This window comes from Wolbachia endosymbiont (group A) of Scambus nigricans, assembly GCF_947251485.1.
Lineage (GTDB): Bacteria > Pseudomonadota > Alphaproteobacteria > Rickettsiales > Anaplasmataceae > Wolbachia > Wolbachia pipientis.
This window is the reverse complement of the sequence record NZ_OX366356.1, coordinates 961,343-975,841: the sequence shown is the minus strand read 5'-3', so window position 1 is coordinate 975,841 and position 14,499 is coordinate 961,343. Positions and strand designations below refer to the sequence as shown.

15 protein-coding genes and 1 tRNA gene are annotated in these 14,499 nt (G+C 34.6%); 5 read left to right on the top strand and 11 right to left on the bottom strand.

Annotated features, from left to right (window positions below; genetic code table 11):
- Together rpsP and OPR46_RS05560 are read right to left on the bottom strand one after the other, a co-directional pair.
- Positions 1-321, bottom strand: coding sequence for a 30S ribosomal protein S16 (rpsP, locus tag OPR46_RS05565; protein WP_006279266.1), 321 nt, complete (start codon positions 319-321; stop codon positions 1-3).
- 391 nt (positions 322-712) lie between these two features.
- On the bottom strand, positions 713-2,521 hold the full coding sequence (locus tag OPR46_RS05560; protein ID WP_265043203.1) for a peptidylprolyl isomerase: 1,809 nt from the start codon (positions 2,519-2,521) through the stop codon (positions 713-715).
- Between the two features lie 331 nt (positions 2,522-2,852).
- Here OPR46_RS05560 and OPR46_RS05555 point away from each other — a divergent pair, with 331 nt between their 5' ends.
- Entirely contained in the window at positions 2,853-3,455 is a 603-nt protein-coding gene (locus OPR46_RS05555; RefSeq protein WP_320109353.1) for a cell cycle transcriptional regulator TrcR, read from the top strand.
- A gap of 209 nt (positions 3,456-3,664) precedes the next feature.
- Positions 3,665-5,068, top strand: a complete 1,404-nt coding sequence (rho, locus tag OPR46_RS05550) for a transcription termination factor Rho (protein ID WP_265043201.1) — start codon at positions 3,665-3,667, stop codon at positions 5,066-5,068.
- A 166-nt stretch (positions 5,069-5,234) separates the two neighbouring features.
- On the opposite strand, the gene OPR46_RS05545 is transcribed toward rho, so the two are convergent.
- Together OPR46_RS05545 and OPR46_RS05540 are read right to left on the bottom strand one after the other, a co-directional pair.
- Positions 5,235-5,711 carry an RDD family protein gene (locus OPR46_RS05545; protein ID WP_265043200.1) on the bottom strand — a complete coding sequence of 159 codons (477 nt, stop codon included), beginning with the start codon at positions 5,709-5,711 and terminating at the stop codon, positions 5,235-5,237.
- Positions 5,712-5,733: 22 nt separating this feature from the next.
- Positions 5,734-6,270 (bottom strand): RDD family protein, encoded by a 537-nt coding sequence (locus tag OPR46_RS05540; protein WP_265043199.1) that lies wholly within the window; start codon positions 6,268-6,270, stop codon positions 5,734-5,736.
- A gap of 145 nt (positions 6,271-6,415) precedes the next feature.
- Here OPR46_RS05540 and icd point away from each other — a divergent pair, with 145 nt between their 5' ends.
- Positions 6,416-7,834, top strand: a complete 1,419-nt coding sequence (icd, locus tag OPR46_RS05535) for an isocitrate dehydrogenase (protein WP_265043198.1) — start codon at positions 6,416-6,418, stop codon at positions 7,832-7,834.
- Between the two features lie 27 nt (positions 7,835-7,861).
- A complete protein-coding gene (gene nth / locus OPR46_RS05530; RefSeq protein ID WP_151807622.1) occupies positions 7,862-8,500 on the top strand; it encodes an endonuclease III in 639 nt (212 codons plus the stop codon).
- Positions 8,501-8,617: 117 nt separating this feature from the next.
- Here the strand turns inward: nth and dapE are convergent, their stop codons facing one another.
- Positions 8,618-9,814: a succinyl-diaminopimelate desuccinylase gene (gene dapE, locus OPR46_RS05525; protein WP_265043197.1), complete on the bottom strand. Its 1,197-nt coding sequence runs from the start codon at positions 9,812-9,814 to the stop codon at positions 8,618-8,620.
- Positions 9,815-9,856: 42 nt separating this feature from the next.
- Here dapE and OPR46_RS05520 point away from each other — a divergent pair, with 42 nt between their 5' ends.
- A complete protein-coding gene (locus tag OPR46_RS05520; RefSeq protein WP_265043196.1) occupies positions 9,857-11,113 on the top strand; it encodes an iron-containing alcohol dehydrogenase in 1,257 nt (418 codons plus the stop codon).
- A gap of 170 nt (positions 11,114-11,283) precedes the next feature.
- On the opposite strand, the gene OPR46_RS05515 is transcribed toward OPR46_RS05520, so the two are convergent.
- The 6 genes from OPR46_RS05515 to OPR46_RS05490 form a co-directional block, all read right to left on the bottom strand.
- A tRNA-Met gene (locus OPR46_RS05515) sits at positions 11,284-11,356 on the bottom strand.
- On the bottom strand, positions 11,356-12,648 hold the full coding sequence (gene purB / locus OPR46_RS05510; RefSeq protein ID WP_265043195.1) for an adenylosuccinate lyase: 1,293 nt from the start codon (positions 12,646-12,648) through the stop codon (positions 11,356-11,358). Before purB ends, OPR46_RS05515 begins: the two co-directional genes overlap by 1 nt.
- Positions 12,645-12,842: a hypothetical protein gene (locus OPR46_RS06895; protein WP_265043194.1), complete on the bottom strand. Its 198-nt coding sequence runs from the start codon at positions 12,840-12,842 to the stop codon at positions 12,645-12,647. The genes purB and OPR46_RS06895 overlap by 4 nt, the downstream gene beginning before the upstream one ends.
- Before the next feature lie 42 nt (positions 12,843-12,884).
- The gene (gene rplI, locus OPR46_RS05500) at positions 12,885-13,439 is read right to left on the bottom strand and encodes a 50S ribosomal protein L9 (protein ID WP_265043193.1); all 555 of its coding nucleotides are present in this window, start codon (positions 13,437-13,439) and stop codon (positions 12,885-12,887) included.
- A gap of 7 nt (positions 13,440-13,446) precedes the next feature.
- On the bottom strand, positions 13,447-13,722 hold the full coding sequence (gene rpsR / locus OPR46_RS05495; RefSeq protein ID WP_007548890.1) for a 30S ribosomal protein S18: 276 nt from the start codon (positions 13,720-13,722) through the stop codon (positions 13,447-13,449).
- Positions 13,722-14,495, bottom strand: coding sequence for a 30S ribosomal protein S6 (locus OPR46_RS05490; RefSeq protein WP_265043192.1), 774 nt, complete (start codon positions 14,493-14,495; stop codon positions 13,722-13,724). The genes rpsR and OPR46_RS05490 overlap by 1 nt, the downstream gene beginning before the upstream one ends.
- Positions 14,496-14,499 lie beyond the last annotated feature (4 nt).

The following is a 14,499-nucleotide window of genomic DNA, read 5'->3' as shown; positions in this document are numbered from 1 at the left end:
TTATGCCTCTTGCCCTTGTGCTTTCTCGTTCTCTACTTTCTTCTTTTCTGTTTTCTTTGGTTCTGTTTCTAAAGTTACTATGCCTTTTTTGATAAACCACAGTACTCTTTCAGTTGCCTGCGCGCCTACACTTAGCCAATGTTTTAATCTATCAGCTTTCACCACAACACGATTTTTATTGTCTTTTGGTAACATTGGATCATATTGTCCTATTTTCTCAATAAAACGCCCATCTCTTGGTGCTCGTGAATCAGCTACAACTATCCTATAAAAAGGGCGTTTCTTTGCGCCAAACCTCGCCAACCTTATTTTAACTGCCATGTTAACCTTTATTCATATATTAGCCACAATTTTATACAATGAGCCGTTTTAAGTCAAATGAATTATACAACTTTTGCACCTTATAATATAATTACCAATAATGTAGGATGTGCCAGGCGCATAACTGCACAAACATTCATTTTTGAAGACAACAAATGGTGTCATGCAAGTAGCTGACACTGGAATCCAGCCTTTTTTTAATCATTAAAACGTTGTATTTTAACATAAAACGGCTACTTTTATGCTTACCAACTTAATAAAATTCCTGGATCCCAGTGTCTGGGCACTGGGATGACATCCTTTCTAGTGAAGATTGCTCTCAAATCGCAATGTTCGTACAGTTGTGTGTCTGGGCACTGGATGCGTTTGAAGCAACTTATAAGATTTTTGACTATATATCGTCAAGTATAGCGTGATTAACTTCGACTTTATACTTTGATTCCAGATAGCTAATTAATTGCTCTTTTAGCGATATCATCACACGTTTTCCAGTCTCAAGCATGTTTAATTTGCCATTTGATGAATGCATTTCTTTTAGAACACCTATTATAATTTCATTATTGTATTGAATAGGATCTGTCACTGAACCAGTTGTTTTCATATTGAAAATCTCTTCTACAAAAGAAAAGGGGTAGTTTTGTTGATCCACTTTATTGCGGTGCATCTGCTGACCTTTAACTAATTCCACACCTTGAATTTCTTCCAAATCTGTTTTTTCTCTTAGTTGAACTGCAACCTCTTGCCCGAATTTAAACATTCTTTCTTTTATAAACTCACTACGCCAAAGCTCTACCGCTAATGCCCTGCCTTCTTCAAAACTTTGTGATTTAGGTGGAACGATATCGATGATTTTTACACTAACAACAGCGTCCCCAACGCCCTTAAAATAACCTTTCTGATCCTTTTCTCGCGAAAAAATGAAAGAAATCAAATCACCAGAATCTCCTACGTTATTACCGCTTTGATCTTTTCCACTCGCATCTACTGGACCAATAGTTTGTATAGGTAAATTATATTCACTCAATATTTCTTCAATTTCTGAACCATTGTATATCTTATAGTTCACTTGGTTTATGAAATCATTGACTCTTTCAAAAGACTTTTGGTTAGTTAGAACTGACTTTATGTCTTTTTTTAAATCAACTAAGTCTTCATCAGAGATTTGATGCGCACTTTCCACTTTTACTATGTGCCAACCAAAACTGCTTGCTAAAACTTCACTTACTTCACCTACTTTAAGAGCAAATACCTTCTCTCTCACGTCTTCTGGTAAAAAATCCTTAGTTATATTATTTACTCTAGTTTCCTCAAGTTTTGCTTTGCCAAACTCTTCTACTATCTGTTCAAAGCTTGTTTTACCCTCCTCAAATGCTCTTCTTGCTGTCTCAGCTTCTTCTTTGGTAGAAAATATTGCATTGAATATATCTCTTTGATTGTTAAGTTCTTGTTGTTCTATTATACCATCAACTTCTTCATCTGAGATCTTGATTTGATCTTCAAAATACTTTTGGCCTAGGGAAATATATTGCGCAGTTCGATACTCAGGATAATAAAAATGGGATTTATTTCTTTCGTACAAATCAAGTAAGGCTTGATCATCTGGTTCAGGAATGTTTGTAACTGCATCTTCAGTTATTTTAACAATATCAACTACTCTAGTTTGGTAGCGACTTTTGTATATCTGCTCATCAATTTTCTCGCCAAAAGTTACTGGATAATTATCTTTAAATAATGAAGTCATGAACATCATTGCAGGCAGGACTTTCTCTAGCTTTGCTATATACTCTTTCTCTGTCATATGCAGGTCATTTAGCGTTTCATAGAATTTATTTTTGTCAAATTCACCTTTATCATTTTGAAAGTATTTGGTGTTTTTAATATGGTTTTTTATAGATTCTTCTCCAACTGTCAACCCCAGCTCACTAGTTAGGTTAAACAATAGTTTTTGCTCTATAAGTGCGTTAAGCAAATCATATTTCAGCTTTTTTACTTGTTCTCTACTCGCATCAGATCCAGAAATTTGTTTTCCATAATCTTGATATAGCGACTTATACTCATCTGACGTTATAACTTCTTTTCCAACCCTAGCTACCTCTTCTTTTTCATCATCACCTGATAAAAGGTTGCCAATTCCCATGAAGATTAACAAGCAAGCTAAAAGGACAACGGTTACTTTAGTGAAAAAATTTTTAACATTCATTTTAAACCCAGTTAATTAATGATTAATTATAGAATAGTGATAATTTAATGCTTGTAAACCTGTTGCTTTATTAGCTAATATATATAATATTACAATATATTAACTTAAAATTTAACTCTCTAATCTTAAATAGGAACATATGTTTAACTGAGTTATACTATACCTTAGGAAGGGGAAATATTTTGTTTGAAATATGCTTAAAGGTAAGCGCATTTAATTAACTTAAGAGGTGGGAAGTGACAAACAAAAAGTTATTGAATGACAAAATTAATGCTTTTTTAGTTTTAATAGTTTATATTTTAGCTCTGTATAACAGTAAGGGATACTTTAAATGGGAGATGCTTTTTTGATGTCAATGGAATCTTTTAAGGGCAATAACGATAGAAATAAACAGTTTCTAGTGCAAATAGCTGCTTGGTTAGTAGACAACACTGGTTTAACTTTTAATCAAATAGCACAATGTTGCAGATTGGCCCTTGAAGAAGTACAAGACATAGCTGATGAGGAAATAGAAGTAGAAAAATATAACCCTATTATTTCTGGAATAATTACTGAAAAAGAAATCGATGATTGCAAAAAAAATCCAAATCGTGTACCAAATTTGATTATAAAAAATATAAAAAAAAGGAGTAAAGCGATTGGTAGCATTCTTGGCTTTGCCTCTACGGCAAGACGTAGAGATAAACCTGATGCGATTTATTATTTAGTAAAAAAATTTCCTATCTTGGACAATAACGTTATAGCTAAATTAATTAGTACAACAAATTACACAGTTGAGCAGGTAAGAGATGGATCTCATCATAACATGCAAAATATAAAACCCCAAGATCCTGTACTACTCGGCTTATGTAGTCAAGAAAATTTAGAAGCAGAAGTGGAAAAAGCAAAAGTAGAAGAGGAGAAGCAAGAAAGGTTAAAAAAATATAAAGAATAGCTATTGAAAATCCTCAAATTTTTGTGTTTTGTTAACATTAAATTAAATTAACTTGACTTGACTTGCTAGTGTTTATTAGTATAATGTGAGTAAAGTACGGGGTTTAATGATAATTAAGCTTAATACGCACTGAAACTAACTCAGCCTAATTTATTATCTTATAGTCACATTTTAGGTTAGTAAGCATCAATTAAAATTTTTGGAGGATTATGACAACAATCAATGAAGATGTTTTGGCAAAAGGAAAGGTTACAGCTCAACCTGAAAAAAGTGAGCAAATTTACAATAACGATACAGTAAAACAGATGGTCAATGAAGGTACTGAGAAAAACAGAAAAACATTAGATCTGAGCGAATTAAAAGAGAAAACAGCAGAAGAATTGTTAGAGTTAGCTGAAGAAAGAAAAATTTCAACTAACGGTAAAAGCAATGGTAGAATGCTAAAGCAGGAAATAATATTCAGCTTAATGAAAAAAATGAGTGAAGAAGGAGGCATAACCACAGGGAGTGGAATAGTGGAAATATTGCCTGATGGTTTTGGTTTCTTACGTTCAGCAAGTGCAAATTATGCCCCAAGTACCGATGATGTTTATATTTCTAACGGGCAAATAAAGAAGTTTAATTTACGTACAGGAGATATGGCATATGGAGAAATAAGGCCACCTGGTGATAAAGAGAGATATTTTACTTTAACTAAGGTTCAAAGTATAAACTCTACTGAAGTAAGTGAATTAAGAAAGTACGTCCATTTTGATAATTTGCTTCCTCTTTATCCTGAGGAAAGCATAGTACTTGAGTGTAATAATGGTGATGATAAAAAAGGCTTAAGCATGCGTGCTATAGATATAGTAGCTCCTCTTGGAAAAGGGCAAAGAGCGTTAGTAGTTGCTCCACCTCGCACAGGAAAAACAGTATTGCTTCAGCAAATGGCTAACTCTATAGCTATAAATCACCCTGAAGTAGAATTAATAGTGTTACTTATAGATGAAAGACCTGAAGAAGTAACAGATATGATACGTTCTGTAAAAGGTGAGGTAGTAAGTTCTACATTCGATGAGCCTGCTTACCGTCACGTACAGCTTGCTGAAATAGTAATAGAAAAAGCTAAAAGAATGGTTGAGCATAAAAAAGATGTGGTAATTCTACTTGACAATATTACTAGACTTGCACGTGCTTATAATGCGGTTATTCCTTCGTCTGGGAAAGTTCTAACTGGTGGTGTAGATTCAAACGCACTGCAGAGACCAAAACGCTTTTTTGGAGCAGCTCGTAATATTGAGAATGGGGGTTCTTTAACTATAATCGCCACAGCTCTTATAGAGACTGGTTCAAAAATGGATGAAGTTATTTTTGAAGAGTTTAAAGGTACAGGAAATGCTGAGATCATACTTGATAGAAAACTTTCTGATAAACGTATATTTCCAGCTATTGATATTACAAAATCCGGAACAAGGAAGGAAGAGCTATTAGTTGATAAGGCTATACTAAATAAAATATGGGTGGTGCGTAGGATACTCAATCCTATGGGACCCGTTGAAGCAATGGAATTTTTACGTGACAAACTACTTTTAACAAAGAGCAATGCTGACTTTTTTAACTCCATGAATTACTAAAAGTAAGCCAGTTATGATGGATATGCTGAGCAAAAAGTAAAACGCTCTTATAGCTAAAATAATTTGGATTTACCAAAATATATTTATAGTTAAGTTGGCAATTCACCTTAAGTTAGCGCGTGAAACTGGAATGACACCCTTGGTGGCAGACAGCTAAAGGAAAATATCAACTAGGTTTATAATCTATCACTACCGTGTTTGCAATTTTGTCGTGAAAAGCTTGTTTATGTTCATCACCTACTGCACATACTAAAACTAAGATTAGTATAGATAAGAATAAAATGGGATTACAAAGTGATATGCAATAAATTATAAAAAGAGCTATAGTCCTTTTCATTGCTTGCATTGTAGTGATTGACTCAAATGTATCTTTGTCTTTTACACGCATGCTAAGTAACAAGTGTCCTGGAGTGCCGCCAAATTTTACTAGCATGAATATATGAAATATACATGGTATCATTAAAAATAAAGAAAATACAATCGTGGTGATTACAATTATTGCACCCATGATCCCTTGTATTGCGTGTGTAAGTGAGAAACCCACCGCCATTAAACCAAATGGTATTGCGATAAATAAAATACAATCAACTATAAATGCTAGAGTACGTCTTGTCATTGTTGAGTAGTTTACTTTTTTATCCATGTACTACCTATAAAGAAAAATATCAACTAGATTTATAGTCTATCACTACTGTTTTTGCAATTTTATCGTAAAAAGTCTGTTTGCGTTGATCAAATACTGCAAACAAAAATAAAATTAGCACAATTAAAAGATATAGAAAAGTATAACCATGATAATGCAGATGAAGCAAAAAGCGAAAAATAATCCAGATGCTTCCCTTAGAAATACATCTTATTGTTGCTTGCATAAGGGTAACATTTGTAAATGTATTAGCATCTTTAATATGCATACCACACAATAGTTTTCCTGGGGTACCACCAAGTTTTGTTACCATTAATATTTTGGATATTGTTAGTACTAATGTTGCGACCACTGTAGAAACTATAAATGGTATTTCTGTTGCTAGTTGTGCAAGTTCCTGAAAAGAGTCTTTATCCTTATCTTGTAATGATACGATGAATACACCATAGATAAAACCGAAGATAAAATGAGGGGAAAATATGATGAGGTCAAGTATTTCTGCTACAATACGCCTTGTAAATCCTACATAATTTACTTTAACATTTATTTCAGTATTCATAACCCCACCTATATTTCATAATATCATCATATGATATAAAAATACGTTATTAAATAACCGTAAATATACTAACTTGGGTAATATTAGCTACTTGTGCCACTCTATTATTTAAATTAATATTAAATCATTTATAACTAGGGAAGTTATGTCAACACTAATCACAGTTGCATATGGCGACGGTATCGGACCAGAAATCATGGAAGCGGTGCTGTCGATATTGCGCGAAGCAGAAGCGGAAATCTCAATAGATATTATTGAAATAGGGGAGCGTGTTTACAGTAAAGAATGGTCTCACGGAATTTCTCCAAGTGGTTGGGAATCAATTGAAAGGACAAAAATATTATTAAAATCTCCGACAACAACTCCTCAAGGTAAAGGGCACAAAAGCTTAAACGTTGCACTCAGAAAAAATCTAGGGTTGTATGCAAATATCAGACCATGCATTTCATATCATCCTGTTATAGAAAATAAATTCGATAAGTTTGATATCGTAGTGATACGTGAAAATGAAGAGGACGTTTACACCGGAATAGAGCATAGGCTCACTGGTGACTCTTACCAATGCACTAAAATTATTACTAGATCTGGCTCAGAGAAGATATGCAGGTACGCTTTTGAATATGCAAAAAAACACAACAGAAAAAAAGTAACTTGCCTGACTAAAGATAACATCATGAAAATGACTGACGGAACTTTCCATGCCGCGTTTGATCGCATTGCAAAGGAATACCCAGATATAAAGGCAGAACATTATATAGTTGATATTGGAATGGCGCGTGTTGCAACAGAACCGGAGAATTTTGATGTTATAGTAACCGAGAACTTATATGGCGACATATTATCAGATATAGTCGCACAAACCTCTGGATCTGTGGGGCTTGCCGGAAGTAGCAACATCGGGAATGAATACGCAATGTTTGAAGCAGTGCACGGTTCTGCCCCTGATATTGCAGGAAAAAACATAGCCAATCCTTCTGGTCTTTTAAATGCTGCAGTGCATATGCTAATTTACATAGGTCAAGTGGGTACTGCAAAACTAATCTACGATGCATGGCTCAAGACTTTGGAGGATGGAATACACACTGCCGATTTATATAAGGAGAAAAGAAGTAAACAGAAAGTTGGTACCAAAGAATTTGCAGAAGCTGTTATAGATAATTTAGGAAAGAAACCTGCTGAGCTTATAATTGGCAGTGGTTCGGATAGTAAAATAAATAAAGTACAAGACAATTACGAACAAGATTACAAAGTTAAAAAGCTAGTGGGTAGTGATATAACTCTCGCTTGGGAAAAATCCAGTAATGTTGATCAAATAGTAGGATTATTTGAATCAAGTAATCTGCAAATGATAGCAATATACTCAAAAGGACTTGCGATTTGGCCAGGAAACTCAAAACCTTCAAGTGACCAAATAACCTGTAGGTTTATCGCAAATAATGAAAAGCAAGCTATTACAAATAGTGATGTAAATAACTTGCTAATCAAACTCGAAGAACACAATTTTGACGTGGTGAGAATGGACAAATTGTATTTGTATGATGGGAAAGAGGGGTTCTTTGTTTAAATATTTAAAAGAGGTGTGGTAAATGAAATGGACTCAAAAAAAGTAGAACTAATATTTGAAAAGTTTCAACAATCAAATCCTGCGCCAAAAATAGAGCTAAATTATACCAATCATTTTACGTTACTGGTTGCGATAGTTTTATCAGCGCGGACAACTGATGTAAGCGTTAATAAAATTACAAGAGAACTATTTAATATCGCTGATACGCCAGAAAAAATGCTGAGCTTTGGGCAGAGTGAGCTGAAAAAATGCATAAGCAGTATTGGTTTATATAATTCCAAAGCAAAAAATATAATCGGGCTTAGTAAAATATTGGTAGAACGATACAACAGCAAAGTACCTACTAATTTTGATGATTTGGTGTCTTTGCCTGGAGTGGGGAGAAAGAGCGCTAATGTGTTCTTAAATTCGGGGCTTGGCATTCCAACATTGGCAGTTGATACTCACGTTTTTAGAGTGAGCAATAGAATTGGGCTTGTGAAAGAAAAAGATGTGTTTAAAACAGAGCAATCTCTTTTAAATGTGGTTCCCAAAAAATACCTGCTTTATGCTCATCATTGGCTAGTTTTGCATGGTAGATATGTTTGCAAAGCACAGAAACCTTCGTGTGAAACGTGCATAATTCATGATTTATGTGAATTTAAGTGCAAAAGGTATAAAGTCTAGTATTTCTTCTTTTGTCATCCAAGTAGCTATAGAAACGAAAAAACTTACTTGACACATTTTGCTGGAATGACACCAGTTGTTATTCAGACAACAGTTATGCAAGAGATCTGATTACATCTAAGCTAACAATGGACCACTAGATATGTTACTAACTACGTTGACCTGATTCAATATTTTATTAGTGGGATTGAAATAATTTTCTATAAATTCCTTATATATAGCTGTTAACTTGTGTATATCGTTTACTGATACGCATTCGTTTATCTGATGTGCAGTTTTGTTGATTATACCAAATTCAATCACTGGACAAACATCTTTGATAAACGTAGCGTCAGATGTGCCACCACTTGTGCTCAGCGCAGCATCAATACTGGTAAATTTATTTATCGCATCAAGCATAATATCAGTATTTCTATCGGGAGTAGAGAGGAAAACGTCCCTGCTGCTATGCACAGAAAGTTTATAATTGTTAGTTACACTGTAGCATATTTCATCAATCAGCTTATATAAGCCACCCGGTGTTTGTTCATTGTTATATCGAATGTTAAAACGTGTAGTTGCTGAACTAGGTATTAGATTGCTAGTATTATTTCCAACATCAATAGTAGTAACTTCGCAATGTGAAGGCTGAAAATATTTATTACCATGATCAAAAGTAGTATTTTTTACCTTACTCAATATCGATATTACCTTATATATTGGATTATCTGCTAGGTCTGGATAGGCAACGTGCCCTTGTTTTCCATGGCAAATTAATTCAAATGTTACAGAACCTCTTCTGCCTATTTTTATGGTATCACCTAATTTCTCACTACTGGTTGGTTCAGCAACCACACAGAAATCCACCTTTTTTTGCTTACTTTTCATCCATTCCAAAACTGCCTTTGTTCCATATTCTTCCGTGCTTTCTTCAGCACTGGTAATCAATGCACTTATCGAACCATTAAATTGAAACTTCTCTGCAATCAAATTTACCATAGCAGCAATAAACGCAGCTACTCCGCTTTTCATATCAGCCGCCCCTCTTCCATATAATATACCATCCCTCACTTCTGGATTAAATGGACCAAATGCCCAATCTTTTAACTGACCCGGTGGTACAACATCAACATGCCCAGCAAAGCACAAATTTGGTACTCCATTTATATATTTCGCATAAAGATTTTTAACTTTATCACCAAACTCTAAAATTTCACAATCAAAGCCACTCTTCTTGAAGATTGTTGCTATATACTCTATTGCCCCGCCGTCCCTTGGTGTTATACTCTCAAAAGAGATCAATTTCTTAGTTAGCTCTACAGGGTCAATTTTCATGTCAATCTTAAAATACTTATATTGCTATATTGTAAACACTCTATGCACTATTTAAAACAAATATTACATCAAACCGAACAAACTTTTCTAAGGGAAGTAATAACAGATTACTACCTTGCTGATGATATCTATGAAATATGCACACGACACGGAAATGACGTCTTTCTAGTTGCAGATAAAAATACAGCAAAACTTTTAAACAAAAACGTACTTAATAAAATTTCTCATTTAATTATTCCAACCCCACCTGCCATTCCAGTGTCACGCGCTGGGATGACATCAGGTAGAGAAATGACACCAAGCAGAGCTGCCTCTCTTGAAACCGTAAATCTAGTGAGAAACAAAGTAAAAGACAGTGACTTAATAGTTGCATTTGGTAGCGGCACCGTTAACGATATCTGCAAATATGTAAGCTACCTCGAGAAAAAAGATTATATATCCTTCCCAACAGCCGCTTCTATGAATGGATATACATCCGCAAATGCTTCAATATTAGTAAATGGATATAAAAAATCGTTCAAAGCACATCTTCCAAGAGCAATATATATAGATATAGACATACTTGCCAATGCACCACTGCGCCTCACATTAAGCGGATTTGCAGATTTCATTTGTCGTTCAACAGTTCAGGCTGACTGGCTACTATCTCATTTGTTGCTTAGCACAGAATACAATGAATTACCTTTTACACTTGTTCATGATTTGGAGCAAATTTTGCTAAGAGAATATATGGCGCTTACTAAAAGAAGTAGAAAAGAGGTCCTATTACTTATGGAAGTTCTACTAATTTCAGGACTTGGAATGGTGATGTCAAAAGGCAGCTATTCTGCAAGCCAAGGAGAGCATATGATAGCTCACGCAATGGAAATGGTAACAAAAGATTATTCCTCACTACATGGTGAAAAAATTGCTGTCACAACGATTACTATGGCTAATTTACAGGAAAAGATATTATCAATACAAAACCCAATAATCAAACCGACCACTTTAGATGTAAAACATATAACTCAGTGCTTTGATAATATTGAATTTGTAAGAACTTTTGAACAGAAGCAAATTCTGCAGCAAAAAATCCAAGAGATTATTCGCAAAGAATGGCATAATATTTCCAGTTTAATTAAGCAAAATTTACTACCTGCAAAACACCTGCAAAAAATATTTGAAGATCTATCAATTCCACACTTACCAGAGCACCTCAATTGGAATAAAGAACAATATTGTAAAGTGGTCGATCTTGCGTTTGCAACAAGAGATAGATTCACTTTTCTTGACTTAGCTAACTGCATAGAAGAAAGTTAAGTTTTGTAGTGAAATTCTGTCATTTAAAGAGATCATAGGCCAAAAGCTAAACCCTTTTCACAATTTCTTATCCATTGTCTCTTCACCTGAGTGGATACACAACTCACTCCAAGTAGTTGACACTGGGTTTCACCAATAGCACTATCTTGCTAAACATAGTTTAGTGCGAGTGGCTGAGGAGGGACTCGAACCCCCGACCAAGAGATTATGATCCTCCTGCTCTACCAACTGAGCTACTCAGCCTAATTGAAAACCTTGCTATACGTGTGACCTACATGTTTTGTATAGTATTTCAAATCAAACAAAGATTCAAGTTTTTCCGAGTTAATAACCTTAAGTAAGAGTTTATCTTGTTTCAATTCGGCCAGAAAATCACTGTTGTTTTGTTTCACTTTCATTGCATTGCTCTGAACAATTTTATACGCCTCTTCCCTCGCCAAACCACTATTTACTAACTCAAGCAATACACGCTGTGAGAAAACTAAACCTTTTGAAGAATTTAAGTTCTTTTCAATGTTTTCCTTATTGATCACCAATTTATCTATCAAATCTGTTAATCGCACTAAAGCAAAATCCATTGTTATACAAGCATCAGGAGCAATGCATCTTTCCACAGACGAGTGTGATATATCACGTTCGTGCCACAATGCAACATTTTCTAACGCAGGAAAAACATAACTGCGTATTAAACGTGAGAGTCCAGTCAGATTTTCACTTAAAATAGGATTACATTTGTGTGGCATAGCAGAACTCCCCTTTTGCCCAGTGGAAAAATGCTCAGAAATTTCGCCGATTTCAGTTCTTTGCAAATGACGAATTTCAATTGCAATATTTTCTATTGAGCTTGCAATCACTCCCAAAACTGAAAAGAACATGGCATGTCTATCACGAGGAATGATTTGAGATGATATGGTTTCAGGTATGAGTCCCATTTCTTTCGCTACATACTCTTCAACAAACGGATCAACATTTGCAAAATTGCCTACCGCACCTGATATTTTACAAATTGAGATTTCTTTTTGCGCGCTAATTAATCTCTGATAATTGCGTTTAAATTCAGCATAAAATCTGGCAAATTTTATTCCAAGAGTTGTTGGTTCTGCATGCATTCCGTGACTGCGTCCAACACAAACAATATCTTTATAGTCCTCAGCTTTTTTTTTCAATGCTGCAAGTAAATTTTTTAGATTCTCGAGCAAAATATCACAGGACTCTTTCAGTTGCACCACAAGGCATGTATCCAAAACATCAGAACTTGTCATTCCATAGTGGAGATAACGAACATCAACTCCCGCTTTTTCAGCAATATATGTCAGAAAAGCTATAACATCATGTTTTACAATGGATTCAATTTCGTTGATACATTCAACATCAAATTCAATAGCACCAGAGAGGTTCTCAGCAATATTATTCGGAATCACTCCTAACTTTGCTTGAGCTTCACACGCTAATTTTTCTATTTTAAGCCATATATTAAATTTATTATTTTCCTCCCAAATGGAAGACATTTCTTTTCTGCTATAGCGGGGAATCATTTTTGATTTATTCCAATAATGGTGTCATTCCAGTGCGTGACACTGGAATCCAGGTATAAAAGTATTTGCAAATTATTCAATGGACAACGGATTCTAGAAGCATAAAATAATGTCCATGATGAAACAAACTGGATCCCAGTGTCACGCACTGGGATGACATGAGGGAAGCACTGGGATGACACCAGCTTAGCCATGGCAGACATTTCCTTACGACTATAACAAGGGATCATCTTTGATCAGCTATCATCACCATCAGTAGCTTCTTTATTCGCATCTTGCTCTGCCTCTTGTTGCTCAGACTTCTGATTTTGCAATTTTACTTGCCTTAGCTCATCTGCATCTGTTTCGGATTTCACGACGTATATAGTAATTGGTACTACTACTTCACTATGTAATTCTACGTTTACTTGGTATTCACCCAAGTTTTTGATGCTTACTCCACCAAAAGATAAACTACGGTGATCTATCACATGTCCTTCTTGTAGTAAAATTTTCGCAATTTCACGTGTTGTTACAGAACCAAAAATTTTACCATCCTCTGAAGCTTGCTTTATCAATACCACAAACTTATCATGTAGTGACAATGCAAGCTCTTTTGCTACATTTAATCTTTTTATATTCTCTTCTTTCAGTAATAAACGTTGCTCCTCTAGCTTTGTTAAATTTTCCTTGGTAGCTTTCACCGCTTCTCTTTGTGGAAAAAGAAAATTACGTGCATAACCTGGTTTAACTTTGACAACTTCACCAAGCTTACCTAAAGTCCTTATATTTTTCTTTAAAATTATCAACATAAATTACCTAAACTTTTTTAGTACAGTAAGGAATAAGAGCTAAAAAACGTGCCCTTATGATCGCTAAGCGTAACTTCCTTTGTTTCTTTGCACATACGCCTGTTAATCTTCTAGGTAATATCCTACCATAGTCAGAGGTAAACTTGGATAATAAATCTATATTCTTATAATCTATGTCTTCATCTTTAGACGCAGCAAGGGGGCAAACTTTAGAACGCCTAAAGCCAGTCCTATTATTTACAGATACGTAAGAATTATTAAAACTATTTCGTCTTTTCATCATTATGCGCTTTGCTCCTCAATTTGTTTATTCATCATATGAGATTTACCTTCAAAAATTTTATCAACCTGCACAGGAAAGTGGCGAATAACGTTCTCATTAAGTTTCATTCTACGCATAAATTCATCCAGAATGCTTGCAGTAGAACTTATGCACATTATACAATAATGACCGCTCTTCATTTTATTTTTGTGATATGCAAAATCCAAAAGACCCCAATGTTCATACTTGATTAATCCTGATGCTTCAATGTTTTTCAAAAGCATTTCCAACGCTTTGCTCGATTGAGTTGGACCGTTTATTCTAAAATCTTTCAAAATATCTTGAAAAATCTTTATTAGATGTTCTGAAATATTTCTCTTCAAAGCATTTACTGCGTTATGGATAAACGCACTTTTAGTACTGCCTCCTAGAAATTTTGTAAAATCTTGCGTTATTCCTAAATCTTTTAGGTCATCTTTCAACTCTTTATCGATTTTTGACTTCACTTCTTTCAAATTTGAAAGATCTTCTTCTAATTCAACCCATAAAATTTTTGTAAGATCTTCCAAGAAATCAGAGTAAGCAACTAGACTTTCTTTAATGTCCTCAGCACGCACTTCTAACTCTTGTTTTGTAAGCTTGTCATTTCCTTTTTTCAGAATATCCCTGATTTGCTGGAACATAATATCTGCTTTAATATTTTTCAATGAAACAGCTAGCTCTTGGACCATCTCCTCTACTTCTTGCTCTAACAATCCTTGTTGTGCTATAAAAGTAAATTCATAAAGATTCACTATA